Here is a 24,147-nt window from a genome sequence, read left to right on the forward strand (position 1 = left end):
CTTCTTGAATCTAAAAAGAAAAGAGAAAGACAGAGGAGGGACTTAATTGCTATGAATACCCCTGTTTCTGTAAACGAGAAGAAGGATTTTGTAAAATGGTTTTTGAATAATTACCAACTGAAACAGCGCGAATGTGTATGGATTTTGAATTATTTAATGAGTCACGACCAATTGATGCATAAAGTCCACTTCGTAGAGCATGCAAAATATTGTCCGCGTGGCTTAGTAATGTCCGCGAATTGTGTAAAAGATACACCGTTTCACTTTTTTAAACAAAATGTTATGACAACAGATGCTGAAAAATCGTTTCATGATATTCGTTTAAATCGAGATGAGGATATTTATATTCAACTCAATTTTAAATCATCGTTTCAAAATGCCAATTACGTAGCTGTATTAGAAGAAAACCCGTATTTACCAAAGCACATTGAAGTAAATGAAAAAGATCGTTTACTTGCAGAAAGATTTTTAGAAGAAAGTGTATTTTCTTTTAGAAGAGAACGTCTTTTGAAACAAATTGATGAAGCGCTGGATAAGCAAGATAAGGAAGCGTTTCATAGGTTAACAGCGGAGTTAAAGATGTTATAGAATTCATTTGGATTCATAAAATTTTACAAATTTCAGACTTTTTCAAGAAAAACTACCTTAATATAGGTAGTTTTTCTTTTTTTACCTCTTTTAGTATGGTTTAATATATATAAAGTGAAAGTTCTGTCATTTATAGGTGGGGGAGGGAAGACATTTGAAATGGATTGTAAAAGATGTGGAACAGTTTGAGCAAGCAAGAGAATATGTAGATACAGGTATTATACCACTTTTATCAATTTCGGCAGCGAAAGAAATGAAAACGGTAGTAGAACAAGGTGAATTTATTGAACTGTTGAGTATGGAGTTGGAAAGAGAATATAAAGGAAGAGTCCTTTTATTACCTGCATTTACGTATTTAGTAGAAAGTCAAAAAAATGAAAAAGGTCGTTTGCAAGAATGGACAAATCATTTACAAAAGCAAGGTTTTAAGCATATTGCTTATGTTACAAGTGATTTTTCATGGAAAGAAGATATGCAAGAATTGCAGGGAGATTTATTTTGGTTTCCTTCATTAGCGTTAGAACAATTTAGTGATCAAGCGAAAAGAGAAGTGATTCATGCACATATAAAAAATATAATGGTAATGTTAGAAGAAAAATGGGGAAAACAATAATAAACAGAAAGTTCTTATTATTATGAGTAGTATGATATTGACCTGTGCATGAGCGTATTATATCATGATAGTGTCCTAGTTTTTATTTTTTATATAATTTATCACGAGGGGACAATTTCTGATAGAGGGGGGAAATTTTCGTGAGCGAGAAAGAACATCGTGTGTCAAGAAGACAGTTTTTAAATTACACTCTTACAGGGGTAGGAGGCTTTATGGCAGCGGGTATTTTAATGCCGATGACGCGATTTGCGCTTGATCCGGTGTTAAGAAAAGAAGCGGGAACGGATATGGTTGCTGTTGCACAAGTAAAGGATATTACAACAGAGCCGAAACGTTTCGATTTTAAGGTGAAGCAGGTTGATGGTTGGTACAAGTCCGAAGAGCCAAAATCAGCTTGGGTTCATAAAGATGAAAGCGGAGACATTGTTGCGTTCTCTCCAGTATGTAAACATTTAGGATGTACAGTGAACTGGAATTCGGACAAAGCACATCCGAATCAATTCTTTTGTCCATGTCACGGGGGCCGTTACACAAAAGACGGGATAAATATTAAAGGCACGCCGCCCCTTGCTCCACTTGATGTATACGAATCTAAAGTGAAAGATGGAACGCTGTACCTAGGAAAAGCGAAGCCAAGAGGGGGTGCAAAGTAGATGCTAAATAAAATTTATGATTGGGTAGATGAAAGGTTAGATATTACACCAATATGGCGTGATATCGCTGATCATGAAGTACCTGAACATGTAAACCCGGCACATCACTTTTCTGCATTCGTTTATTGCTTTGGCGGACTTACCTTTTTCGTTACTGTAATTCAAATTTTATCTGGAATGTTTTTGACGATGTATTATGTGCCTGATATTAAAAATGCTTGGGAATCGGTTTATTATTTGCAAAATGAAGTTGCATATGGGCAAATTGTTCGTGGTATGCACCACTGGGGTGCTAGTCTTGTAATTGTAATGATGTTTTTACATACACTTAGAGTTTTCTTCCAGGGTGCGTATAAAAAGCCTCGTGAGCTAAACTGGATTGTTGGTGTTCTTATTTTCTTTGTTATGTTAGGTCTTGGTTTTACCGGATATTTATTACCGTGGGATATGAAAGCGTTATTTGCTACGAAAGTAGGGATTCAAATTGCAGAGCAAACGCCGCTTATTGGTCCTTACATTAAAACATTACTCGCTGGTCATTCCGAAATTGTTGGCGCTCAAACATTAACTCGCTTCTTTGCTATTCACGTCTTCTTCTTACCAGCAGCACTTCTAGGTTTAATGGCCTTCCACTTCATCATGATTCGCAAACAAGGTATTTCCGGTCCGCTATAAGAGATTGCTAAATTAAAGGGGAAAGAACTAAAGGAGGGAGATTATGCATCGCGGCAAAGGGATGAAGTTTGTAGGAGATTCTCGGGTACCAGTAGCTCGGAAACCAAATATTCCAAAAGACTATTCGGAATACCCAGGGAAAACAGAAGCATTTTGGCCGAACTTCTTGTTAAAAGAATGGATGGTTGGTGCAGTTTTTTTAATCGGTTATTTATGTTTAACAGTGGCACATCCGTCACCGCTTGAAAGAATGGCGGATCCAACTGATGCTGGGTATATACCACTTCCAGATTGGTATTTCTTATTCTTGTATCAGTTATTAAAGTATTCTTATGCTTCTGGCTCATTTACTGTAATTGGAGCGTTCATTATGCCAGGGATTGCGTTTGGCGCATTACTGTTAGCTCCATTTCTTGATCGAGGCCCAGAAAGACGCCCATTGAAGCGTCCTGTAGCAACGGGATTTATGCTTTTAGCAGTTGCATCGATTATCTTTTTAACTTGGGAATCTGTAGCACACCACGACTGGGAAGCTGCAAAAAAACAAGGAGCAATTGTAAAAACAGCACCAGTTGATAAAAATGATGACGGTTATAAATTAATGCAAAAAAATACTTGTTTAACATGTCACGGTGACAATTTACAGGGCGGCGCAGCAGCACCGGCACTGCAAAATTTAACTTTGAAGCCAGAAGAAATTGCTAAAATTGCGAAAGAGGGAAAAGGTTCCATGCCTAAAGGTGTATTTAAAGGTACAGATGAGGAACTGAAGAAGCTTTCGGAATTCGTTGCAAAGTATAATAAAAAATAATAAAAAGCTGACTACAAAAAAATGAAGTGCCCCCCGAAAACGGGACACCGATCAAAACACCTAAACCATCTGTTCCCTAAATTCTTTAGGGGATAGGTGGTTTAATTTTTCTTGAATTCGCAAACAAGTGTAGTAATGAATGTATTCTAGCACAATCTTTCGCACAGTTGTGTTGGATACTTTTGTTATCTTTTGTGAGTAGAAAGCTTCACTATGGGGTTTCTTATTTTGGTGATATATCCATGAGGACACTCCAATCTTTATATAATTCCACGTACCGTATCGCTAGTAATTTTATAAATTGATACTTATATTATAGGTTTTTTATATATGTAAAATAAGGTTTGACCCTAAAAAATTTTCTCAACATTAAAAATCGCTTGTGGTTAAAGAAATTGTGTTAATATTTAAATAATATGTAGGTAGTATATAAAGAGAGGGTGACGGGCGATGGAAACAAGGGATTTCACAAATACAGGATATGCATTATTACAAGAATGGTATCTTGAAATGGTTTCGCAGCATACAGAAAAAACGATTGCCTTGAAACAAGTTATAGATGAAAAATTTAATAGTATGAAAGAATATGACGATCTTTTAGATTATTACACCTTATTTAATTGTCGTTTCCAAATGTTAATCGGTAACTTTGAACATGATCTAGGAAGTCTTTCACATCTTCAGGAGCAACCTGATTCAAGATTGCAATACTATTATCACTTTTTTAAATTCATCTATACAACAGAAATGGGACAGTATCCAAAAGCAGAACATCATTTGAGACTTGCAGAAGAATTACTACCAGTCCTTAATGACGAATTAGAAAATGCAGAGTTTCAATATAGAGTAGGTTTGTACCATTATTATTTATCACAACCCACTTTAGCGGTGAAACATACATCGAATGCCCTAGCATACTTCGAAAAAGATAAAGAGTTACATTCGTTTCATGCGAAGGTTGGAGCCTGTAAGAATACAATAGGGATGTCCCTTATTACACTTGATCAGCATGCTATGGCAGAAGAATATCTAATATCTGCCTTAAGTATACTAGAGGAGGAAAAGGAATCGAAAGCAGCCCTGACGGTTCGTTATAATTTAGGTGTTTTCTATTCGAATCAAAAGCTGTGGGAGATATCTCTACGACATTTAGAAGATGTATATGAAAAATTCAGTTCTCCTCGATTACCGTATCAGAAAAAAGGTATACATACCTTAGCGGAAGTTCATTATAATTTAGGGAATTATGAAAAGGCAAGAATCTTTATTGCTGAAGGGTTAGAAGACTGTACGGAAGAATATCACCACCGTTATAATATCTTGAATGCTTTAGTTGATAAGGTTGCTATCGAAGAATTAGAGCCTATTGTTTTGGAAGCTATTGCTTATTTTAAAGATCAAAATATTTTGAAAGAAATTCAAAACTATTCCGAATTTTTGGCTAATGAGTGTTATAATATAGGAATGAAAGATAAGGCTTCGGATTACTATCGTATGAGTTATGAAGCTAAAATTTCAATAAAGGAAAAGGGGTATTTAAGATGAAAAAGATCAAGATTTTCGTTCTAAGTCTAGTAACTGTCGCTGTATTATCTGTTGGATTAAATAACCCTGAAATTCATCAAAATGCAACACAAAAATCACCTGTTGTACAATATATGACTGAACCAGGTGGAGGAATCTAGTATAAGGTTCATTACCCCATTTAAAAACCGAATAATTATGATTTATAACAAAAAGCCCATTTCGTAATGAAGTGCCCCCGAAAACGGGACACCGATCAAAACACCTAAACCATCTGTTCCCTAAATTCTTTAGGGGATAGGTGGTTTAATTTTTCTTGAATTCGCACACAATTGTAGTAATGAATGTATTCTAGCACAATCTTTCGCACAGCTGTGTTGGATACTTTTGTTATCTTTTGTGAATAGAAAGCTTCACTTTTTAAATGACCAAAGAAGCTTTCCATGACGGCATTATCATGGCAATTTCCTCTCCGGGACATGCTGGTGATAATGTCGTTTTCTTTGGCATACGCTTGAAATTCTTTTGCTGTATAAATACTTCCTTGATCCGAGTGAAGAAGGAAATCTTTTACTTTTCGCCCTCTCATTGCTTGTAATTCAATGATGACACAACTAATAATTTCACGACTAAAGGCATCCATAATCGTTGATAAATACATGGAAGTGTTTTTTCATGCACCACTATTCGGGTTCACTTCAAAGTGTAGTGAGTTTTTTATTTTGATGAAAGAAAGTTTACTATATAATAGAATAGAGTTTGAGGAAAAAATGACTTTGTTTGAAAGGTGTTGGACATACAGCTTGGTTTACTTGTATGCAATGTTAAGGCAACGCTCTGTATTATTATTTTTATTAGTTGTTAACATATTAGGTACAATTTACGGATTTATATGGTATGGAGATCAATTAAAAGAAACCGCTCCTATATTTTGGCCGTTTGTACCCGATAGCCCTATGGCGAGTCTCTTTTTTGTCTTTGTTTTAATTGCTTTCTTAATAAAGAAAAATTGGGGATTAATAGAGGCGCTAGCGATTGTTACTTTAATAAAATATGGAATATGGGCTGTTGTTGTAAATGCGGTTATGATCTATGTAAAAGGTCCTATTGGCCTTATCGGGTATATGTTAATGCTTTCACATTTTGCGATGGCAGTACAAGCAGTGCTATATGCACCGTTTTACCGTATAAAAAAATGGCATTTTGCGGTAGCAGCTATATGGACATTACATAACGATGCAATTGATTATTTATTTTGGCAAATGCCGAGATACGGAATTATGCATTTGTTTGTAGGGGAAATTGGTTATTTTACGTTCTGGCTAAGCATTGCTGTGCTTTGTATGACATATTATTATTGCTTACGTAAGAATCGAAAACAGTTTTCTTTATGATAGTTAGAACATGTAGGGGGAGAAAATGAAGAAAAATACGAGTGGTACAAAAATATTGGATCGATTGACTACGATAATTGTTTCATATAGCATAGCATTTTCTATATTTGCACTCGCAACAACGGCGGTTGTATACGGAAAATGGCTATATTATTTTGAAATTGATTTTTTAAATATTCCAGATTTAGCAGATATGACGAAGGATGATATTAAAAGAAATTATGATGTGCTTATCACATATTTATCTCCGTTTTATGACGGTGCATTACAGTTGCCCACATTAGATATGTCTACAAATGGCCGTATTCATTTTGTAGATGTGAAAAATATTTTAGTAAAGATACAATATGTAATGTATGCGACAATTATAATTGCAATAGTAGGCGGCATGTATTTATTAAAAAAGAAAAATGAAAAGTTTTTACTGCATGGATCGATTGTAACAATTATCTTTCCGATTGCGCTTGTGTTACCAATTGCTATTAATTTTGAAAAGAGTTTTGTATTATTCCATAAGCTTTTATTCAGTAATGATTATTGGATGTTTGATATTGAAACGGATCCGATTATATTAATGTTACCAGAAGAGTTTTTTATGCATGCAGCGTGTGCTATTTTATTATTTATTTTATGTGGTAGCATAATTTGTTATAGCTTGTATAAATATTTCGTAAAAAAGAAAAGGATTTCAAAAGAAAAATTCTCTGTTTAAAGAGAATTTTTTTGTTTGTAAAACGATAATATATTTTTCGGTCCAGTTCTGTTCTATTCTTGTCCACATTAACATATTTTGTACTAGTAGTTATAGGGGGGACCGTGATGAAGAGAACATTAATTGGACTGATTGCATTTCTAATTATCATGTTTCCGTTACGTATATATGCTGAGGAGTGGAGTGAACTAACAGGGTTGTTAGATGACTCATTACAATTAGTGAAGCGTAATGAAGATGAAAAAGCAGTACAAGTATTACAACATTTCTCGGAGCAGTTTGTTATAAAGGGGAATGAAAAGAAGCAAGAGGTAACGCCAGATCAAGTTAGAGTTATTTCGTTAGCGTACGATAGGGCGAAACAATCTCTCGCGGAAGAAGATGTAAGGAAACAAGTTAAAATTGATAATGTGTTAGCCCTGCAGCTCGCTGTCGATGCGCAAGTATCGAAATATCAACCACTTTGGATGGAAAGAGAAGGAAAAGTAATGGATGCCTTTTCTCAAATGGAAAAAGCGATGAAAAAAGAAGATACGGGACAGTTTCAACAAACGTTAAACACATTTTTACATGAATTTAATATTATTTATCCAAGCTTAATGATTGCCTTGCCAGAAAATGAAGTGCAGCGTGTAAATGCCCATTTATCTTATTTGGATGAATTTCGTAACGTTATGTTAAAAACAAAAGGTGGGCAAATGCAATTAGGAATCATTAAAGGGGATTTGCAAAAAATATTTCATACAGTAAAAAAAGATGAAATTGCACCCTCTCTCATTTGGTTTATGACAATTACTGGAGGTCTTATTTTATTCACATTAACTTATGTTGGGTGGAGAAAGTATAAAGGAGAGAGAGAAAAAAGAAAAAGTAATGTACATTCTAAGAATAGATAATGTAATAAATAAAGATTCGGATTGTAAGGTTTATTCATTGACAATGGTGGCAGAAGAAAATAGAATGAGAAGTACTATAATTAAAACTTCAATGGAGGTTCATGATGTTTTATTTAATTTACTTCGCGATCATTTTGATCATACCGTTGTATGCACAGTCAAAAGTACGTAGTGCCTATAGCAAGTATTCACAAGTTTATTCAACATCAGGTATGACAGGAGCAGAAGTGGCTCGGAAAATCTTAGATGAAAATGGATTATACAACGTAGCTGTAGAAGAAACACCAGGTCATTTATCAGACCATTATGATCCAACTGCCAAAACAGTTCGATTATCAACAGATAACTATTACGGTCATTCAGTTGCTGGTACAGCAGTTGCAGCACACGAAGTAGGACACGCAATTCAAGATGCAAAAGATTATAACTTTATGCGTATTCGTCATTCGTTAGTTCCAGTTGCAAACTTTGGATCGAATATTTCTTGGATCTTTATTATGATTGGTGCCTTTGCATCTATGTCTAACTTGTTGTTATTAGGTATCATTTTAATGGCAGCAGGTGTTGTGTTCCAACTTGTTACATTACCAGTTGAGTTTGATGCATCCAAGCGTGCAATGCAACAAATTGAAGCGTTAGGTATCGTATCAACAGATGAATATGGGCAAGCTCGTAAAGTATTAAATGCGGCAGCATTAACATATGTAGCAGCTGCAGCTGTAGCGGTATTTGAATTATTACGTCTCGTATTGATTTATACTGGTATGCAGCGTAGCGATGACTAAAGACTATCAATTTTGATAGTCTTTTTTGTTTTGTGGATTGAATTATATAATGTATTTCAAATAGAAATAATAGAAGTAATGTGGAAAGGCGGTGGGGGAAATGAAATATCCAGACCATTTAGTAAAACAGGTGAAAGAGCGTAGTGCTCCTTATCAATTAGAAGGTTTTTTAAGTGGACAAGGCCCTGAAAATCCGAAAATTATGTTGTTAGGAGAAGCGCCTGGTGAAACAGAAATTCATAATGGGATTCCGTTTAGCGGGAGAGCGGGAAAACAATTAATGGGCTTTTTAGAACGTATTCACGTTACAAGGGAAGAAGTATATATTACGAGCGCTGTTCGGAGTAGACCTTATAAGTGGCGAGAGAAAAAAGAACGAAATGGTGAGATCGTACAGAAAAAGTATAATAGAACGCCAAATCAAGGAGAAATACTCGCCCATGCACCTTTGTTAGATTATGAATTAGAGAAACTAAATCCGAAGCTAATCGTCACACTTGGCAATATCGGTCTTCAACGTTTAACAGGAAAAGGTAAAAAAATCACAGATGTACACGGGCAATTATTAAAACAGCCCATTCAAAAATTAAAGGATATGCAAAGTGCAGAATTTACATGGTCAGAGAAAGAATATCATATTTTTCCGACCTTCCATCCTGCTTCTATTTTTTATAATCGGAGCTTATTGGAGCTTATTTATGAGGATTTAGAGAAACTTAAGCAATATGTAATAAAAAACTAGAAAAGCTAAAAAGCTTTTCTAGTTGTGTTTATGTATGTAACGGATTTTTATTTTCATCTAATGTAAAACCTTCACCAACTACATCATGCACGTCACTTACAGCAACAAAGGCGTGAGGATCTACAGAAGTAATAATATTTTTTAATTTCACGATTTCATTTTTAGCAACAACGCAATACAATACGTTCCGTTCCACTTTTGTATAAGATCCAACAGCTTTTAAAAAGGTTGCTCCGCGCTCCATCTCAGATAAAATCTTAGCAGCAATTTCATCGTTTTTATCTGAGATAATAGTTGCTCCTTTTGCTGCATAGGCTCCTTCTTGCATAAAATCAATCACTTTCGCCCCGATAAAAACAGCAACTAACGTATACATACCCTCGCGATATGATAAATAGGTAAGGATAGAGACGATAATGACGATAGCATCAAACATAAACATCGTTTTCCCCATACTCCAGCCAACATATTTATGAGCGAGTCTCGCAATAATATCTACACCGCCAGTAGTTCCGCCGTATTTAAATATGATCCCAAGACCGATACCAATAAATGCCCCAGCAAATAAAGCTGCGAGTGTCATATCATTTTGTAAGTTTACATGTAAGTTGAGAACTTCGTAACGCTGAAAAATCCATAGAAATAAAGATACGCTAAATGTGCCGATTAGTGTATATATAAATGTCGTTCTTCCAAGTAACTTCCAACCAATAAAAAATATAGGGATATTTAAAATTAAGTTTGAATAAGAAGGGTCAAACTTAAATAGAAAATACAATAATAGTGTAATCCCGGTAAATCCACCTTCTGCAAGGTGATTTTCAATATTGATATTCACAATACCGAAAGAAAAAATAGCGGAACCGATTAAAATAAAAATGATATTTCGAATCTTCAAATTTGATGTCATATAGAAATCCCCCTAATTATGTAAATGGCATTGCTCCGCTGAAACGGTAAAACATAATGATAAGTAATTTCTAGTTGCTAGTGAAAATAGTGAAGGCTATAAAAATCGATTGGTTCTGGTTGATTTTTTGCCAAAAACGCAAAAGAAGTTTCACTTTATTATAATCTTTCCCAAAAAGGGTCGCAAATAGGTGTTTGGCGGGGAATAATATTTGTCAAATCGCGATGAATTGGCTAACATGAAAGAGGAAGGATTAGAGGTGAATTGTATGGAAGCGAAAACGATGAAGGATATGCAGAAAGAAGTAGATGCATATATTGGTCAGTTTAAAGAAGGTTATTTCAGTCCACTTGCAATGATGGCTCGTTTAACGGAAGAAATGGGGGAGCTTGCAAGAGAGGTTAATCATTATTATGGTGAGAAACCGAAGAAAACAACTGAAAAAGAACGTAGTATTGAAGAAGAGCTTGGAGATGTATTATTTGTTATGATTTGTATGGCAAATAGTTTAAATATTGATTTAGAAACAGCACATAACATTGTAATGAATAAATTTAATACTCGCGATAAAGATCGCTGGACACGTATTGATGAGGGAGAGAAAGAATAATGAAAGAAATTAAAGTAATTATAGCTGGACCAAGAGGACGTATGGGACATGAAGCAGTTCTTCTTATGGAAAGAACGGAACATTTTAATTTAGTAGCAGCAGTGGATTATAAACATGGCGGAGAGAAAATCTCTGATTTACCGGGCATGCCAGCGCTAGATGCACCTGTTTACGCAGATTTACATACTTGTTTAGAAGAAGTAGAAGCTGATGTGTTGTTAGATTTAACAACGCCAGAAGTTGGGAAACAACACGTTACACTAGCAGTTGAGCGTGGACTTCGTTCTGTTATTGGTACAACTGGATTTACAGAAGAAGAGCTAAAACAATTAACCGAGACTGCAAAAGAAAAAGCAGTAGGAACAATTATCGCACCAAACTTTGCAATTGGTGCAGTTCTTATGATGAAATTCTCACAAATGGCAGCGAAGTACTTCCAAGATGTTGAAGTAATTGAATTGCATCATGATCAAAAACTAGATGCACCATCTGGTACTGCGGTAAAAACAGTAGAATTGATTCGTCAAAATCGTGAATCAAAGCAGCAAGGTCATCCAAATGAAGTAGAGCAATTAGAAGGAGCTCGTGGTGCAAATGTAGACGGCATTCACATTCATAGTGTACGTTTACCAGGACTTATTGCACACCAAGAAGTAATGTTTGGTGGAGACGGACAAATGTTAACAGTTCGTCATGATTCATTCAATCGTGCATCATTTATGTCTGGTGTAAAACTATCAATTGAGACAGTAATGAATCTAGATCATCTTGTGTACGGTTTAGAGAATATTATCGACTAAAGGGGAGACAACGGATGAAAATTGCCTTAATCGCACATGACAAAAAGAAAAATGACATGGTTTCGTTTGCATACGCATATAAACCAATTTTTGAACAACATGAATTATTTGCAACAGGAACGACAGGGCTTCGTATTATGGAAGCGACCGGTTTAGTTGTAACAAGATATCAATCTGGTCCTCTTGGCGGCGATCAAGAAATTGGTGCAATGATTGCGAAAAATGATTTAGACATGGTAATTTTCTTCCGCGATCCATTAACAGCACAGCCGCATGAACCGGATGTGAATGCATTGCTTCGTTTATGTGATGTATATGCAATTCCACTTGCAACGAATATGGCAAGTGCTGAAATGTTAATGCACGCATTAGAGCGAGGAGATTTAGATTACCGCAAGTTAAGAAAATGAGGGGAACAATTATGAGTGGATTACATATATTAGCGTTTGGTGCTCATGCCGATGATGTTGAAATCGGCATGGCTGGCACTATTGCTAAATATACGAAGCAAGGGTATGAAGTAGGTATTTGTGATTTAACGGAAGCTGATCTTTCTTCTAATGGAACGATAGAGTTAAGAAAAGAAGAAGCAAAGGCGGCAGCTCGTATAATGGGAGTAAAAACGAGACTAAATTTAGCGATGCCAGACCGTGGTTTGTATATGAAAGAAGAGTATATACGTGAAATTGTAAAGGTAATTCGTACATATAAACCAAAACTAGTTTTTGCGCCGTATTATGAAGATCGTCATCCAGATCATGCAAATTGTGCAAAACTTGTGGAAGAAGCTATTTTTTCAGCAGGAATTCGCAAATATATGCCAGAGGTTCCACCACATCGTGTGGAGTCTTTTTATCATTATATGATTAATGGTTTTCATAAACCGAATTTTTGTATAGATATTAGTGAATACGTATCGCAAAAAGTGGAAGCATTAGAAGCGTATGAAAGTCAGTTTTCAACAGGGAGTGATGGTGTGAAAACGCCGTTAACAGAAGGTTACGTTGAAACTGTAGTCGCTCGTGAGAAAATGTTTGGAAAAGAAGTTGGAGTCTTATATGCCGAAGGGTTTATGAGTAAGAAACCGGTTTTATTACATGCTGATTTAATAGGGGGATGTAAATGAAATTAAAAATAGGTATTACATGTTATCCTTCTGTAGGTGGTTCTGGAGTTGTTGGAACAGAATTAGGAAAGCAATTAGCGGAACGCGGGCATGAAATTCATTTTATTACATCGGGTTTACCATTCCGGTTAAATAAAGTGTATCCAAACATTTATTTTCATGAAGTGACGGTAAATCAATACTCTGTATTTCAATATCCACCATACGATTTAGCGTTAGCGAGTAAAATGGCAGAGGTTGCACAAAGAGAAAATCTAGACATTTTACATGTGCATTACGCAATACCACATGCCATTTGTGCTTATTTAGCAAAACAAATGATTGGAGAGCGTATTAAAATTGTTACAACCTTGCATGGAACAGATATTACTGTGTTAGGATCCGACCCTTCGCTAAATAATTTAATTCGTTTTGGTATTGAGCAATCTGATGTTGTGACGGCTGTCTCGCATTCATTAATTAACGAAACGCATGAGCTTGTAAAACCAAATAAAGACATTCAAACGGTATATAACTTTATAGACGAACGTGTATATTTCAAACGTGATATGACCCAATTAAAGAAAGAATACGGTATAAGTGAGAGTGAAAAGATACTCATTCACATTTCAAACTTCCGTAAAGTGAAACGTGTGCAAGATGTTGTGCAGGCATTTGCTAAAATTGTTACAGAAGTAGATGCGAAGTTGCTTCTTGTTGGAGATGGACCAGAATTTTGCACGATTTTACAGTTGGTGAAAAATTTACATATTGAAGATCGCGTCTTATTCTTAGGGAAGCAAGATAATGTTGCGGAGCTACTTGCGATGAGTGATTTAATGTTACTTCTGTCAGAGAAAGAGAGTTTTGGTCTTGTTTTATTAGAAGCGATGGCGTGTGGTGTACCTTGTATCGGAACAAGGGTTGGAGGTATTCCAGAAGTCATTCAACATGGTGATACAGGATATTTATGTGAAGTTGGCGATACAACAGGAGTGGCAGATCAAGCCATTCAGCTATTAAAGGATGAAGAACTTCACCGTAATATGGGAGAGCGAGCAAGAGAAAGTGTTTACGAGCAGTTTCGTTCTGAAAAAATCGTCTCACAATATGAAACGATTTACTATGATGTACTAAGGGATGACAAAAATGGAAAGATTTAAAAAAGCTAGTTCTATTATTGAGACTTTAAAGCAACAAGGGCATGAGGCCTACTTTGTCGGTGGAAGCGTACGAGACCTTATTATCGATAGGCCGATTGGAGATATTGATATTGCGACATCTGCTTTACCAGAAGAAGTGATGGCTATATTTCCAAGACATGTTCCTGTTGGTCTTGAACATGGAACTGTAATTGTAGTAGAAAATGGTGAGCCTTATGAGGTAACCACTTTTCGAACAGAGAGTGAATATGAAGATTTTCGAAGACCTAGTAGTGTTCAATTTGTTCGTTCATTAGAAGAGGATTTAAAACGTCGTGATTTCACAATGAATGCAATTGCGATGACAGAAGAAGGCGAAATGGTCGATTTATTTGCAGGACAGGAAGCGATTCAAAAGAGAGAAATTGTGACAGTTGGAAATGCTGCGGATCGTTTTCAAGAAGATGCCCTGCGAATGATGCGTGGTATTCGGTTCGTAAGTACGTTAGGTTTTTCTTTAGAGACGAAAACGAAACAAGCAATTGAAACATATGGACATTTGCTGGAACATATTGCAATTGAGAGAATTACAGTGGAGTTTGAAAAACTGTTAACTGGCACATATTGTGTGAAGGGTCTCAAAGAATTAGTAGAAACGAAACTATTTTCTCATCTGCCGTATTTACAAATGTCAGAAGAAAGATTGCTAAAAGCTACGCAGTATAACTGGGATTCTTTTGAAACAGACATTGAGGCATGGGCATTTTTCTTATATTGTATCGGGGAAGAACATCCATCTGTCTTTTTACGTCAATGGAAGTTTTCGAATAAAAAAATAAAAGATATCGTCGCAGTTTTATTAACAATCCGTAAGAGAAAGGAGAAGGATTGGGATACAGTTCTTCTTTATAAAACGGGAATTCATATAGCTGAAATGGCAGAAAGAGTATATGAAGCGATGATTGAAAGCTATGATCATACATCTGTTAAACGGGTACAAACGTTGTTTCAAGCATTGCCAATCAAGAGTCGACAAGAGATGAATGTGACTGGGAATGATTTGTTAAACTGGGCAAGTAAAAAGCCCGGTCCATGGGTTGCTGAAATGATTCAAAAGATTGAGGAAGCAATTGTACAAGGAAACGTAGTAAATGAGAAAGAGTGTATAAGGGAGTGGCTGCAAGAATGCAATCTACTATAAGAAAGCAGTTATTGCAAGTTTTTTCGGAAGCCGATGGCGAGTTTGTATCTGGCCAAACGATTAGTGATAAACTTGGTTGTTCAAGAACCGCTGTGTGGAAACATATGGAGGACCTTCGGAATGAGGGATATGAACTTGAAGCTGTGCGTCGATTAGGCTATCGAATTGCAAGTAAGCCAGACAAAGTGACTGCGAATGAAATTCAGTTAGGGTTACAAACGAAACATATTGGTAGAACAGTGTATTTTGAAGAGTCTGTTGAATCAACGCAGCATATTGCAGCAAAGCTTGCTTATGAAGGTGCAGAAGAAGGAACGATTGTTGTGGCAGAAGAACAAACAGCGGGTAGAGGTCGTTTAAGCAGAAAATGGCATTCACCAAAAGGAACAGGAATTTGGATGAGTATTATTTTACGTCCATCGATCCCGGTTCATCATGCACCACAACTTACTTTGTTAGCCGCTGTTAGCGTTGCGCAAGCAATTGAAAAGTGCACAGGTGTAAATGTAGGAATAAAATGGCCGAATGATATTTTAATTCAAGGGAAAAAAGCTGTAGGTATATTAACAGAAATGCAGGCGGATCCTGATAAAATTAATGCTGTCATTATGGGTATTGGTATTAATGCGAATCAAAAGCAAGAACATTTTGATGAGGAAATTCAGCATATTGCTACTTCTTTAGCGATTGAGTCCGGTAAGCCAATTGTTCGTGCGGAGCTTATGCAACAAATCTTTTTACAACTAGAAAAATTATATGAAGAGTATTTACAAAATGGTTTCTCTGTCATCAAAATTCTTTGGGAAAGTTACGCTGTAAGCATCGGGAAAGAAATTACCGCTCGAACGATGAGAGAGACGATTACAGGGGTAGCAAAAGGAATTACAGAAGATGGCGTATTGCTTCTAGAAGACCATGAAGGAAAAGTACATCACATTCATTCTGCAGATATCGAAATTAAGTAAAAGAAGTTCCTTTTTGGAACTTCTTTTTATTTGACTATTACTTTGCCTTCCATTCCTTTAAGAAGATGGTACCGGCATATTAATTCATATGTACCAGTATTTTTAGGTTTCACAGTAATATTTTTTTCTTTTCCTGACTCGACTACGACGTCAATGCCGAGTTTTTTTACTGTAAAGGTGTGCTCACTCTTGCCTTTATTTTTCAATAGCAATGTTGTTGATTCTTCAATTGGAATCGTGATGACGTTCGGTTTAAAGTAATCATCGTTTAGCTCGACTTCAATCACCTTGGCAGACTCAACAGGTTGTGTTACGACGTTAATTGAGGCAAATACATTGAGGGAATTTAAAGTTGTTACTCCCACAAGCATCACAAGAAAACCGATGAATCGAAATAACCATGTGCTTATAGACATTAGCAATTCTCCTTTTGTAAGTATGTTTCCTCAATTAACCTGCATCATTATTTTAAGAGTTATACTATGCATGTAAACAAATTTGTTTATCTTTCTATGCATACGTTATTTAAAAATTTCACATACCGTAATAAGAATAAAAATTATTTTTTCAAAAAAATGTAGTAATTCCTTTTTGGAGTTTGCTATAATTAGTTCGAATATGGGCAGTATCAGAGCGAACTGCACCATGATTCGATGCAATACGAAAAATAATAACTTGGATTCTGCCTTGATCCAATAACGGACTGGGACAGAGGGATGAATAATGCCGACTAACACACAACCCTTCTGCCCTTTTATGGCCAGAGGGGTTTTTTATATGATTTCGGCCATCTCCTCTCTCCTGTATAAAGGAGGAGTAGTTTTTGAAAACAAAAACAGATTTTTTGAAAATGAAAGAGCAAGGTGAGCCGATTACAATGCTAACGGCGTATGATTATCCATCTGCTAAATTAGCAGAAGAAGCGGAAGTTGATATGATTCTAGTTGGAGATTCCCTTGGGATGGTTGTGCTCGGCTATGAATCAACAGTACCTGTAACAGTAGAGGATATGATTCATCATACGAAAGCTGTACGCCGAGGAGCGAAAGAGACGTTTATTGTAACTGATATGCCATTTATGTCGTATCATGTGTCGCCTCAAGATACGATGGTGAATGCACGCCGCATCGTTCAAGAGAGTGGTGCTCATGCACTGAAGGTAGAAGGTGCAGGAGAAGTGATATCAACTATTCATTACTTGACGAGTGCGGGAATTCCTGTCGTGGCACACTTAGGCTTAACTCCTCAATCTGTAGGAGTGTTAGGTGGCTATAAAGTACAAGGAAAAGATGCTGAAAGTGCAAAAAAATTAATAGAAGATGCGAAGAGATGTGAGGAAGCTGGTGCGATAGCACTTGTGTTAGAATGTGTGCCAATGCAGCTAGCAGAATTTATTTCGAAGCAACTAACAATTCCAACGATTGGAATTGGAGCAGGACAAAAAGTGGATGGGCAAGTACTCGTTTATCATGATCTTATCTCATATGGCGTAAATCGTGTTCCGAAATTTGTGAAGCAATATACGTCTGTTCAAGAGGAGATTGTGCGAGGGATTTCACAATACGTAACTGAAGTAAAGACAGGGCAATTTCCGGAAGAAAAACATTCATTCACAATGAAAGAGGAAGAATGTTTAGCGTTATACGGAGGAAAACAATAATGAAAATCATAAATACAGTGCAAGAGATGCAGCAAATTACAAACGAACTACGTGCAAGTGGAAAAAGTATTGGTTTTGTCCCAACGATGGGTTATTTACATGAAGGTCATGCGACTTTATTACGTAAGGCAAGAGAAGAAAATGAAATTGTAGTTTTAAGCGTGTTTGTTAATCCGCTACAGTTTGGACCAAATGAAGATTTAGATCGATACCCTCGTGATATTGATAGAGATGAAAATGTAGCAAAAGAAAACGGTGTAGATTATTTATTTTATCCGAGCGTAGAAGAAATGTATCCAGCAGAACAAACGACAACAGTAGAAGTTGTGAAGCGTACCGATGTGTTATGCGGAAAACAAAGACCTGGTCATTTCGCTGGTGTTGCGATTGTACTAATGAAACTATTTAATATTACATTGCCAACACGTGCTTATTTCGGTATGAAAGATGCACAGCAAGTTGCTGTCATTGAAGGATTTGTCGCTGATTTTAATATTCCGGTTACAATCGTACCGGTGGATATTGTAAGGGAAGAAGATGGATTAGCCAAAAGTTCTCGTAACGTGTATTTATCACCAGAAGAGCGTGAAGAGGCTCCTCATTTATACCGCAGTCTATGTATAGCGAAAGAAAGAATTGAGACAGGAGAACGTAATGCAGAAATCATTACAACTCTTGTGAAAGAGTATATTGAGACGTATACGAAAGGCACTGTAGATTATGCTGATTTATATACGTATCCTTCACTACAAGTAGTGGATAAAATTGAAGGACGAATCATTTTAGCAATTGCAGTTAAATTTGACAATGTACGATTAATTGACAATATAACATTAACGGTTAAATAAGGGGGAGCATCTATGTTTCGCACAATGATGAGAGCGAAGCTACATCGCGCAACAGTAACAGAAGCAAATTTAAATTATGTAGGTAGTATTACAATTGATGAAGATTTAATGGATGCAGTAAATATTGTAGAAAACGAAAAAGTCCAAATTGTAAATAATAATAATGGTGCTCGCTTAGAGACATATGTTATTAAAGGGGAACGTGGTAGCGGTGTTGTTTGTTTGAATGGTGCAGCTGCAAGGCTTGTACAGCCAGGAGATAAAGTTATTATTATTTGCTACGGTCTAGTGGCAGAAGAAAATATTCATAAACAAGAGCCGAAAATTGCAGTATTAGACGATGATAATCAAATTATTGAAATGTTAGGTGCTGAAAAAGCGGGTACGATATTATAAGTAAGAAGGCTATCTCTATTATGGAGATAGCCTTTTTTGTGCATCTTTTCATTAAGATGAGATAAAACGTGGTATAGTAACATTATATAATTTTCTGTTTGATAGGTAAGAAATTGAGGTGTTACATATATGAGTAAGCGTTATGTCGTTGTGGATTTAGAGACGACAGGGAACTCCTGGAAGGATGGGAAAGATAAAATTACCCAAATTGCAGCTGTTGTAGTGGAAGATGGAGAGATATTAGAGATTTTTTCATCTTTTATTAATCCGAAGAGAGAGATTCCACCATTTATTACAGAGTTAACAGGGATTGATGAGAGTATGGTTAAGCAAGCCCCGTTATTTGAAGATGTAGCCCCGATGGTTGTTGAGCTATTACAAGGTGCAGCTTTCGTTGCACATAACGTTCACTTTGATTGGAATTTTTTAACGGAAGAATTAAGGCAGGCTGGATATACAGAAATACATTGTCCAAAAGTTGATACAGTTGAGTTGGCGCAAATTCTTTTGCCAACGGCTGATAGTTATAAATTACGTGATTTAGCTAAACAACACGAATTAGAGCATGATCAACCGCATCGTGCGGATAGTGATGCTCTTGCAACAGCGGAATTGTTTTTACAATTTTTAAATGAAATTGAGAAGTTACCCCTTGTCACCTTGCAATCGCTTTATGAATTGAGTGATGTGTTTCAAAGTGATATAGCGGATGTGCTTTCTGAAAATATTTTAAAGAAAATGATGCATGGTAAAAAAGGAGCAGAGGGATATGAAGTGTATCGAAATATTGCCCTTCGAAAACGGAATTATTCTTTAAACTTAAGTGAAACATGCGCATTTAAATTTGATGCTTTCTTGCATAAGACAATTGATAAACTTGAGTCGAATATGCCAAATTTTGAAAAAAGAGAAAGCCAACAGAGTATGATGAAGGAAATATATACAGCGCTAAGAGATTCTAGGTTTTCACTAATTGAAGCAGGAACAGGAACAGGAAAGACTCTTGCATATTTGCTTCCAAGTATTTATTTTGCAAAGAAAAAAGAAGAACCTGTCATCATAAGTACCCAAACTGTACAACTGCAGCAACAAATACTAGAAAAAGAAATTCCATTATTACAGAAAATAATGCCATTTTCATTTGAAGTAGCTCTTCTGAAAGGAAGAAAGCATTATCTTTGTCTACATAAATTTGAATATGCTTTGCAAGAAGAAGAGAAAAATTATGATATGGCGCTCACGAAGGCAAAAATTTTAGTGTGGTTATTGCAAACGGAAACGGGCGATCGTGATGAATTAAATATTCCTGAGGGCGGAAAGTTACTTTGGAACCGGATTTGTAGTGATGTACATAGTCCGGGTGGGATGCAAAGCAACTGGTTTAGTCGTTGTTTTTATCAACGAGCAAAGAATAGAGCATTATTTGCAGATATCGTTATTACAAATCATGCGTTATTATTTCAAGATTTTTCAAGTGAAGAACCACTGTTTGCTTCATGTGAACATATTATTTTTGATGAGGCTCATCATATCGAGGAAGCAGCGAGTAGAACATTAGGTGAACAGTTCTCCTGTATGTATTTCCAGCTAGTTTTATCTCGTCTTGGTACGCTAGAAACAGATGATGTACTTTCTAAAGTATATAAAATGATGAAAAAATCAGAGCAAGCCTCCCGGTCTACTTTCCGCATGGTAAGTCATAGTTTGAAGGAATTGAAATTTGATGCGGATGAGCTATTCCAAATGTTACGTGCATTCATCTTTAAACAAACAAAGCAGGAACAAGGGATAAGCAATATGCCACTCATTTATCGATATAACACGGAAGTAGAGAAAGGTAAGTTATGGGCTAGTATTACCGAGTTAACAAATCGCTTTGTATATGATGTAAGAAAATTACTCTCTACACTTGAGAAGCAAATTGATATATTGCAAAGTAAATTAGAATGGGAAATGCATGTTGTTACAGGTGAATTTATGCATTTAATTGAGTTGTTGAGAAAGATGGCGCATTCTTTACAAGTACTCATTTTAGAAAAAAATTCATATGTGACATGGATGGAAACTGAAACGAAGGGAACCATTCATTCAACTGTTTTATATGGACAACCTGTTCATATTGGTGAAAGATTTGCTGATGAATTTTTAACAGAGAAAAAGAGTGTTATTTTCACATCAGCAACGCTCACAGTAAACGATTCATTTGACTATATAAAAGAAGAGCTAGGCTTACATGATTTTGCTCCAAATACATTACAGGTCCCATCACCATTCCATTTTGAAGAACAGATGAAATTAATGGTTTCAACGGATGTGCCCTTTATTAAGCAAGCAAGTAATGAAGAATATATTGAATCTGTGTCGGCTCATATTGCAAAAATAGCGAAAGCTACAGAAGGTAGAATGCTTGTTTTGTTCACTTCGTATGAAATGTTGAAAGAAGCGTATAAGAATTTGAAAAATGATGAGGAATTAGAAGGTTATTTATTATTAACGCAAAGTGTGAATAATAAGAGCAGAAGTCGTCTCATTCGTAAGTTTCAAGAGTTCGATAAATCAATTTTATTAGGAACAAGTAGTTTTTGGGAAGGGATAGATATACCTGGAGATGCCCTTAGTTGTCTTGTTATTGTCCGCCTTCCCTTTACGCCTCCTCATCAACCGATGATGGAAGCGAAAGGAGAGTGGTTAAAAAATCAAGGTGAAGACGTATTCGCCAAGTTAGCACTTCCGCAAGCAATACTGCGTTTCAAACAGGGATTTGGTCGTCTTATTAGAACAAGTACAGATACCGGAACAGTATTTGTATTAGATCGTCGTTTGACGAGTGCTTCCTATGGAAAACGATTTTTACAATCAATCCCAACTGTCCCGCTCTATGAAGGTCCTCTAGAAGAATTGTTAGAGCAATTAAAAGAACAGCCAACTGAATAAAATTGGAAGAAAAATACGCCTGAAGTACGTTTACACTTCAGGCGTAAAAAATGTGGGTAGGAGGAATTTTATTTTTCTTACTTCTTGTATACAAAATGTATTGGTTTTCGACTTGAAACCTTTTTTTGCTGTACATGTCCTGCTATAATAGATGGGTGATGAAGCAGGGGTTGTAAAGAATGTACTCTTATTGTAACCGCATTGCGTTCTTCTATAATTAGAAATTTTTGTGTAACGGAGGAGTTTTTTCATGGATAAGAAAATCGAAGTCCTATCAACGACGCGTATTAAATATTCGTCTGACTTGTATAAAATCGTTGATAGTTTGAATCGTACGTTAAAAGAGCAGGACCTCATGTTCGGATTAGCATTAGACGAAAAAGATAAAGAAACAGCTGTATTTACGATTTACAGAACGTAGTGATACAATGAAAAAGTGGATCTTTGCAATCGTTATCGTAATCGTTGCTAGCGGAATATATGGGGCGTATGTTTATAATAAAGCAATGGAAAAGAAAATCCCTAAAGAGGCAAAATCTGTAGAAATTGCAAAAGAAAAAGCAAAGCTTATAAAAGTAAAATCTGTGGATTATTATAACGGAGAATCTTCATATACTGTCGTGCAAGGTACAGATGAAAAAGGAGAACAACTTATCGTTTGGGTGCCTGAGAAAAAAGGGGAAACTATAGTAAGGAAAAAGAGTGAAGGTATTTCTGAAAAAGAGGCTTTACAAAGAACGATTGAACAAGTCGGAGATGACAGTAAAGAGCACAAAAGTAAGCCTAAAGAAATTTTAAAAATAAAATTAGGCTTTGAAAACAATATACCATTATGGGAAGTTACATATATTGATGATGAAAATCGTTATAGTTATTACTATCTTGCATTTAAAGATGGGAAGTTTTTACGACGATACAGCATTGAAAAATAGATGTAGGGGGAACTACAAATGAAATTAGCAAAGCGAGTAGCTGCTTTAACACCATCTGCAACTTTAGAGATTACAGCAAAGGCACAAGCATTAAAAGCAGAAGGTCATGATGTGATTGGATTAGGGGCAGGAGAACCTGACTTTAATACGCCAGAACATATTATGGATGCTGCACATAAAGCGATGTTAGAAGGACATACGAAGTATACACCAACAGGTGGGTTACAAGCGTTAAAACAAGAAATTGTGAAGAAGTTTACTCGCGATCAAGGAATTGCGTATGATCCGTCTGAAATTATTGTATGTAACGGCGCAAAGCATGCATTATATACATTATTCCAAGTGTTACTTGATGAAGGTGATGAAGTTATCATCCCTACGCCATACTGGGTAAGTTATCCGGAACAAGTAAAGCTTGCTGGTGGTAAGCCAGTTTATGTAGAAGGCCTTGAAGATAATGAATACAAAATTACAGCGAAGCAGCTGCGTGAGGCAATTACAGAGAAAACGAAAGCAGTTATTATTAATTCACCGAGCAATCCAACAGGAATGATTTACAGCAAAGAAGAATTACAACAGCTTGGAGAAGTATGTTTAGAACACAATATTTTAATCGTTTCAGATGAAATTTATGAGAAATTAATTTATGGTGGAGCAGAATATACTTCGGTTGCCCAGCTTTCTAATGCATTAAAAGAACAAACACTTATTATTAATGGTGTATCTAAATCTCATTCTATGACAGGATGGCGTATTGGATATGCAGCAGGAAATAAGCAGCTTATTAAAGCGATGACGAACTTAGCGAGTCATAGTACGTCAAACCCTACTTCAATCGCTCAATACGGCGCAATCGCGGCATATGCAGGCTCACAAGAACCTGTAGAAACAATGCGTCAAGCATTTGAAGAGAGATTAAACATTATTTATGATAAATTAATTCAAATCCCTGGCTTTACTTGTATTAAACCACAAGGTGCATTTTACTTATTCCCTAATGTAAAAGAAGCAGTAGCTTTATCAGGATACGAAACTGTTGATGATTGGGCAAAAGCTCTATTAGAAGAGGAAAAAGTAGCTCTTGTACCAGGTACAGGATTTGGTGCTCCAAATAACGTTCGTTTATCATATGCGACATCTCTTGAACAAGTAGAGAAAGCATTAGAACGTATTCACACGTTTATGAAAAGTAAAGTGCAAGCTTAATTGTATATTTTATTAATGTAATACAAAAACCTTCCTACATAATAG

General features: G+C 36.0%; 28 protein-coding genes and 2 pseudogenes. 26 read left to right on the top strand and 4 right to left on the bottom strand.

Translation table 11 applies throughout. The annotated features are described in order from the left end of the window. Nucleotides 1-51: 51 nt before the first annotated feature. The 5 genes from ACTFSI_RS07825 to qcrC all read left to right on the top strand — a co-directional run bounded on the left by ACTFSI_RS07825 (nt 52) and on the right by qcrC (nt 3,340). Nucleotides 52-588, top strand: coding sequence for a ReoY family proteolytic degradation factor (locus ACTFSI_RS07825; protein ID WP_001095923.1), 537 nt, complete (start codon nt 52-54; stop codon nt 586-588). Between the two features lie 154 nt (nt 589-742). Continuing rightward, nucleotides 743-1,201 carry a YpiF family protein gene (locus ACTFSI_RS07830; RefSeq protein WP_000871301.1) on the top strand — a complete coding sequence of 153 codons (459 nt, stop codon included), beginning with the start codon at nt 743-745 and terminating at the stop codon, nt 1,199-1,201. Between the two features lie 140 nt (nt 1,202-1,341). Continuing rightward, complete coding sequence (qcrA, locus tag ACTFSI_RS07835; protein WP_001290418.1) at nt 1,342-1,854, top strand: menaquinol-cytochrome c reductase iron-sulfur subunit; 513 nt, start codon at nt 1,342-1,344, stop codon at nt 1,852-1,854. Continuing rightward, nucleotides 1,855-2,529: a menaquinol-cytochrome c reductase cytochrome b subunit gene (gene qcrB / locus ACTFSI_RS07840; protein ID WP_000932700.1), complete on the top strand. Its 675-nt coding sequence runs from the start codon at nt 1,855-1,857 to the stop codon at nt 2,527-2,529. A gap of 43 nt (nt 2,530-2,572) precedes the next feature. Next, complete coding sequence (gene qcrC, locus ACTFSI_RS07845; RefSeq protein ID WP_000554606.1) at nt 2,573-3,340, top strand: menaquinol-cytochrome c reductase cytochrome b/c subunit; 768 nt, start codon at nt 2,573-2,575, stop codon at nt 3,338-3,340. 60 nt (nt 3,341-3,400) lie between these two features. On the opposite strand, the pseudogene ACTFSI_RS07850 reads toward qcrC, so the two are convergent. Then, nucleotides 3,401-3,553 (bottom strand): annotated as a pseudogene (locus tag ACTFSI_RS07850) (IS3 family transposase); the annotation flags it as partial. A 237-nt stretch (nt 3,554-3,790) separates the two neighbouring features. On the opposite strand from ACTFSI_RS07850, the gene ACTFSI_RS07855 reads away from it, so the two are divergent. Both ACTFSI_RS07855 and ACTFSI_RS07860 read left to right on the top strand, forming a co-directional pair. Then, nucleotides 3,791-4,885 carry a tetratricopeptide repeat protein gene (locus tag ACTFSI_RS07855; protein WP_139895775.1) on the top strand — a complete coding sequence of 365 codons (1,095 nt, stop codon included), beginning with the start codon at nt 3,791-3,793 and terminating at the stop codon, nt 4,883-4,885. Beyond that, a complete protein-coding gene (locus ACTFSI_RS07860) occupies nt 4,882-5,025 on the top strand; it encodes a Phr family secreted Rap phosphatase inhibitor (protein WP_138322241.1) in 144 nt (47 codons plus the stop codon). Before ACTFSI_RS07855 ends, ACTFSI_RS07860 begins: the two co-directional genes overlap by 4 nt. 104 nt (nt 5,026-5,129) lie before the next feature. Here ACTFSI_RS07860 and ACTFSI_RS07865 read toward each other — a convergent pair. After that, nucleotides 5,130-5,528 (bottom strand): annotated as a pseudogene (locus tag ACTFSI_RS07865) (transposase); the annotation flags it as partial. Nucleotides 5,529-5,667: 139 nt separating this feature from the next. On the opposite strand from ACTFSI_RS07865, the gene ACTFSI_RS07870 reads away from it, so the two are divergent. The 5 genes from ACTFSI_RS07870 (at nt 5,668) to ACTFSI_RS07890 (ending at nt 9,393) form a co-directional block, all read left to right on the top strand. Further along, entirely contained in the window at nt 5,668-6,258 is a 591-nt protein-coding gene (locus tag ACTFSI_RS07870; RefSeq protein ID WP_130983641.1) for a DUF1405 domain-containing protein, read from the top strand. Nucleotides 6,259-6,283: 25 nt separating this feature from the next. Continuing rightward, complete coding sequence (gene lit / locus ACTFSI_RS07875) at nt 6,284-6,970, top strand: lipoprotein intramolecular transacylase Lit (RefSeq protein ID WP_044790549.1); 687 nt, start codon at nt 6,284-6,286, stop codon at nt 6,968-6,970. A 107-nt stretch (nt 6,971-7,077) separates the two neighbouring features. Beyond that, on the top strand, nt 7,078-7,866 hold the full coding sequence (ypjB, locus tag ACTFSI_RS07880) for a sporulation protein YpjB (protein WP_000831600.1): 789 nt from the start codon (nt 7,078-7,080) through the stop codon (nt 7,864-7,866). Nucleotides 7,867-7,970: 104 nt separating this feature from the next. Beyond that, a complete protein-coding gene (locus tag ACTFSI_RS07885) occupies nt 7,971-8,651 on the top strand; it encodes a zinc metallopeptidase (RefSeq protein WP_044790547.1) in 681 nt (226 codons plus the stop codon). Nucleotides 8,652-8,751: 100 nt separating this feature from the next. Continuing rightward, nucleotides 8,752-9,393 carry a uracil-DNA glycosylase gene (locus tag ACTFSI_RS07890; RefSeq protein ID WP_000876864.1) on the top strand — a complete coding sequence of 214 codons (642 nt, stop codon included), beginning with the start codon at nt 8,752-8,754 and terminating at the stop codon, nt 9,391-9,393. A 28-nt stretch (nt 9,394-9,421) separates the two neighbouring features. Here the strand turns inward: ACTFSI_RS07890 and ACTFSI_RS07895 are convergent, their stop codons facing one another. Next, nucleotides 9,422-10,303, bottom strand: coding sequence for a YitT family protein (locus ACTFSI_RS07895; RefSeq protein WP_000203308.1), 882 nt, complete (start codon nt 10,301-10,303; stop codon nt 9,422-9,424). 268 nt (nt 10,304-10,571) lie between these two features. Between ACTFSI_RS07895 and ACTFSI_RS07900 the strand changes: the two genes are divergently transcribed. Genes ACTFSI_RS07900 through ACTFSI_RS07930 form a run of 7 tightly spaced genes read left to right on the top strand, consistent with a single transcriptional unit; the run spans nt 10,572 to nt 16,126 of the window. Next, nucleotides 10,572-10,913, top strand: coding sequence for a nucleotide pyrophosphohydrolase (locus tag ACTFSI_RS07900; RefSeq protein ID WP_002108639.1), 342 nt, complete (start codon nt 10,572-10,574; stop codon nt 10,911-10,913). Then, a complete protein-coding gene (gene dapB, locus ACTFSI_RS07905) occupies nt 10,913-11,713 on the top strand; it encodes a dihydrodipicolinate reductase (RefSeq protein WP_197225722.1) in 801 nt (266 codons plus the stop codon). Before ACTFSI_RS07900 ends, dapB begins: the two co-directional genes overlap by 1 nt. A 14-nt stretch (nt 11,714-11,727) precedes the next feature. Further along, nucleotides 11,728-12,123, top strand: a complete 396-nt coding sequence (gene mgsA, locus ACTFSI_RS07910) for a methylglyoxal synthase (RefSeq protein ID WP_000684765.1) — start codon at nt 11,728-11,730, stop codon at nt 12,121-12,123. An 11-nt stretch (nt 12,124-12,134) separates the two neighbouring features. Further along, complete coding sequence (gene bshB1 / locus ACTFSI_RS07915) at nt 12,135-12,839, top strand: bacillithiol biosynthesis deacetylase BshB1 (protein ID WP_000015666.1); 705 nt, start codon at nt 12,135-12,137, stop codon at nt 12,837-12,839. Then, a complete protein-coding gene (gene bshA, locus ACTFSI_RS07920) occupies nt 12,836-13,981 on the top strand; it encodes an N-acetyl-alpha-D-glucosaminyl L-malate synthase BshA (protein ID WP_000768296.1) in 1,146 nt (381 codons plus the stop codon). Before bshB1 ends, bshA begins: the two co-directional genes overlap by 4 nt. Beyond that, complete coding sequence (locus ACTFSI_RS07925; protein WP_044790544.1) at nt 13,968-15,161, top strand: CCA tRNA nucleotidyltransferase; 1,194 nt, start codon at nt 13,968-13,970, stop codon at nt 15,159-15,161. The genes bshA and ACTFSI_RS07925 overlap by 14 nt, the downstream gene beginning before the upstream one ends. After that, on the top strand, nt 15,146-16,126 hold the full coding sequence (locus ACTFSI_RS07930) for a biotin--[acetyl-CoA-carboxylase] ligase (protein ID WP_001192044.1): 981 nt from the start codon (nt 15,146-15,148) through the stop codon (nt 16,124-16,126). Before ACTFSI_RS07925 ends, ACTFSI_RS07930 begins: the two co-directional genes overlap by 16 nt. 26 nt (nt 16,127-16,152) lie before the next feature. Here ACTFSI_RS07930 and ACTFSI_RS07935 read toward each other — a convergent pair whose 3' ends face one another. Continuing rightward, entirely contained in the window at nt 16,153-16,542 is a 390-nt protein-coding gene (locus tag ACTFSI_RS07935; RefSeq protein ID WP_000028418.1) for a cupredoxin domain-containing protein, read from the bottom strand. Between the two features lie 407 nt (nt 16,543-16,949). Here ACTFSI_RS07935 and panB point away from each other — a divergent pair, with 407 nt between their 5' ends. From panB to aspB, 7 genes are all read left to right on the top strand, one after another. Then, the gene (panB, locus tag ACTFSI_RS07940) at nt 16,950-17,786 is read left to right on the top strand and encodes a 3-methyl-2-oxobutanoate hydroxymethyltransferase (protein ID WP_044790543.1); all 837 of its coding nucleotides are present in this window, start codon (nt 16,950-16,952) and stop codon (nt 17,784-17,786) included. Next, a complete protein-coding gene (panC, locus tag ACTFSI_RS07945) occupies nt 17,786-18,634 on the top strand; it encodes a pantoate--beta-alanine ligase (protein WP_000691779.1) in 849 nt (282 codons plus the stop codon). The genes panB and panC overlap by 1 nt, the downstream gene beginning before the upstream one ends. Nucleotides 18,635-18,646: 12 nt before the next feature. Continuing rightward, nucleotides 18,647-19,030: an aspartate 1-decarboxylase gene (gene panD, locus ACTFSI_RS07950; RefSeq protein WP_000490176.1), complete on the top strand. Its 384-nt coding sequence runs from the start codon at nt 18,647-18,649 to the stop codon at nt 19,028-19,030. 129 nt (nt 19,031-19,159) lie between these two features. Beyond that, complete coding sequence (gene dinG / locus ACTFSI_RS07955) at nt 19,160-21,964, top strand: ATP-dependent DNA helicase DinG (protein WP_277616592.1); 2,805 nt, start codon at nt 19,160-19,162, stop codon at nt 21,962-21,964. A gap of 250 nt (nt 21,965-22,214) precedes the next feature. Next, nucleotides 22,215-22,385: a YpmA family protein gene (locus tag ACTFSI_RS07960; RefSeq protein WP_000358352.1), complete on the top strand. Its 171-nt coding sequence runs from the start codon at nt 22,215-22,217 to the stop codon at nt 22,383-22,385. Nucleotides 22,386-22,392: 7 nt separating this feature from the next. Beyond that, complete coding sequence (locus ACTFSI_RS07965) at nt 22,393-22,896, top strand: cell wall elongation regulator TseB-like domain-containing protein (RefSeq protein WP_000758746.1); 504 nt, start codon at nt 22,393-22,395, stop codon at nt 22,894-22,896. A gap of 18 nt (nt 22,897-22,914) precedes the next feature. Continuing rightward, nucleotides 22,915-24,102, top strand: a complete 1,188-nt coding sequence (aspB, locus tag ACTFSI_RS07970) for an aspartate transaminase AspB (protein ID WP_000761548.1) — start codon at nt 22,915-22,917, stop codon at nt 24,100-24,102. The last annotated feature ends 45 nt before the right edge of the window (nt 24,103-24,147 follow it).

The organism is Bacillus cereus group sp. MYBK101-2, assembly GCF_051918845.1.
Taxonomy (GTDB): Bacteria; Bacillota; Bacilli; order Bacillales; family Bacillaceae_G; genus Bacillus_A; species Bacillus_A paranthracis.

What these genes read in the sequence shown, in the direction of transcription:
- qcrC (WP_000554606.1), top strand. Translation starts at nt 2,573, where the DNA reads ATGCATCGCGGCAAAGGGATGAAGTTTGTAGGAGATTCTCGGGTACCA.
- ypjB (WP_000831600.1), top strand. Translation starts at nt 7,078, where the DNA reads ATGAAGAGAACATTAATTGGACTGATTGCATTTCTAATTATCATGTTT.
- ACTFSI_RS07825 (WP_001095923.1), top strand. Translation starts at nt 52, where the DNA reads ATGAATACCCCTGTTTCTGTAAACGAGAAGAAGGATTTTGTAAAATGG.
- mgsA (WP_000684765.1), top strand. Translation starts at nt 11,728, where the DNA reads ATGAAAATTGCCTTAATCGCACATGACAAAAAGAAAAATGACATGGTT.
- bshB1 (WP_000015666.1), top strand. Translation starts at nt 12,135, where the DNA reads ATGAGTGGATTACATATATTAGCGTTTGGTGCTCATGCCGATGATGTT.
- aspB (WP_000761548.1), top strand. Translation starts at nt 22,915, where the DNA reads ATGAAATTAGCAAAGCGAGTAGCTGCTTTAACACCATCTGCAACTTTA.
- ACTFSI_RS07925 (WP_044790544.1), top strand. Translation starts at nt 13,968, where the DNA reads ATGGAAAGATTTAAAAAAGCTAGTTCTATTATTGAGACTTTAAAGCAA.
- ACTFSI_RS07960 (WP_000358352.1), top strand. Translation starts at nt 22,215, where the DNA reads ATGGATAAGAAAATCGAAGTCCTATCAACGACGCGTATTAAATATTCG.
- ACTFSI_RS07860 (WP_138322241.1), top strand. Translation starts at nt 4,882, where the DNA reads ATGAAAAAGATCAAGATTTTCGTTCTAAGTCTAGTAACTGTCGCTGTA.
- ACTFSI_RS07900 (WP_002108639.1), top strand. Translation starts at nt 10,572, where the DNA reads ATGGAAGCGAAAACGATGAAGGATATGCAGAAAGAAGTAGATGCATAT.
- ACTFSI_RS07890 (WP_000876864.1), top strand. Translation starts at nt 8,752, where the DNA reads ATGAAATATCCAGACCATTTAGTAAAACAGGTGAAAGAGCGTAGTGCT.
- ACTFSI_RS07855 (WP_139895775.1), top strand. Translation starts at nt 3,791, where the DNA reads ATGGAAACAAGGGATTTCACAAATACAGGATATGCATTATTACAAGAA.
- lit (WP_044790549.1), top strand. Translation starts at nt 6,284, where the DNA reads ATGAAGAAAAATACGAGTGGTACAAAAATATTGGATCGATTGACTACG.
- qcrB (WP_000932700.1), top strand. Translation starts at nt 1,855, where the DNA reads ATGCTAAATAAAATTTATGATTGGGTAGATGAAAGGTTAGATATTACA.
- ACTFSI_RS07930 (WP_001192044.1), top strand. Translation starts at nt 15,146, where the DNA reads ATGCAATCTACTATAAGAAAGCAGTTATTGCAAGTTTTTTCGGAAGCC.
- panD (WP_000490176.1), top strand. Translation starts at nt 18,647, where the DNA reads ATGTTTCGCACAATGATGAGAGCGAAGCTACATCGCGCAACAGTAACA.
- panC (WP_000691779.1), top strand. Translation starts at nt 17,786, where the DNA reads ATGAAAATCATAAATACAGTGCAAGAGATGCAGCAAATTACAAACGAA.
- ACTFSI_RS07885 (WP_044790547.1), top strand. Translation starts at nt 7,971, where the DNA reads ATGTTTTATTTAATTTACTTCGCGATCATTTTGATCATACCGTTGTAT.
- dinG (WP_277616592.1), top strand. Translation starts at nt 19,160, where the DNA reads ATGAGTAAGCGTTATGTCGTTGTGGATTTAGAGACGACAGGGAACTCC.
- ACTFSI_RS07965 (WP_000758746.1), top strand. Translation starts at nt 22,393, where the DNA reads ATGAAAAAGTGGATCTTTGCAATCGTTATCGTAATCGTTGCTAGCGGA.
- dapB (WP_197225722.1), top strand. Translation starts at nt 10,913, where the DNA reads ATGAAAGAAATTAAAGTAATTATAGCTGGACCAAGAGGACGTATGGGA.
- ACTFSI_RS07895 (WP_000203308.1), bottom strand. Translation starts at nt 10,303, where the DNA reads ATGACATCAAATTTGAAGATTCGAAATATCATTTTTATTTTAATCGGT.
- ACTFSI_RS07935 (WP_000028418.1), bottom strand. Translation starts at nt 16,542, where the DNA reads ATGTCTATAAGCACATGGTTATTTCGATTCATCGGTTTTCTTGTGATG.
- bshA (WP_000768296.1), top strand. Translation starts at nt 12,836, where the DNA reads ATGAAATTAAAAATAGGTATTACATGTTATCCTTCTGTAGGTGGTTCT.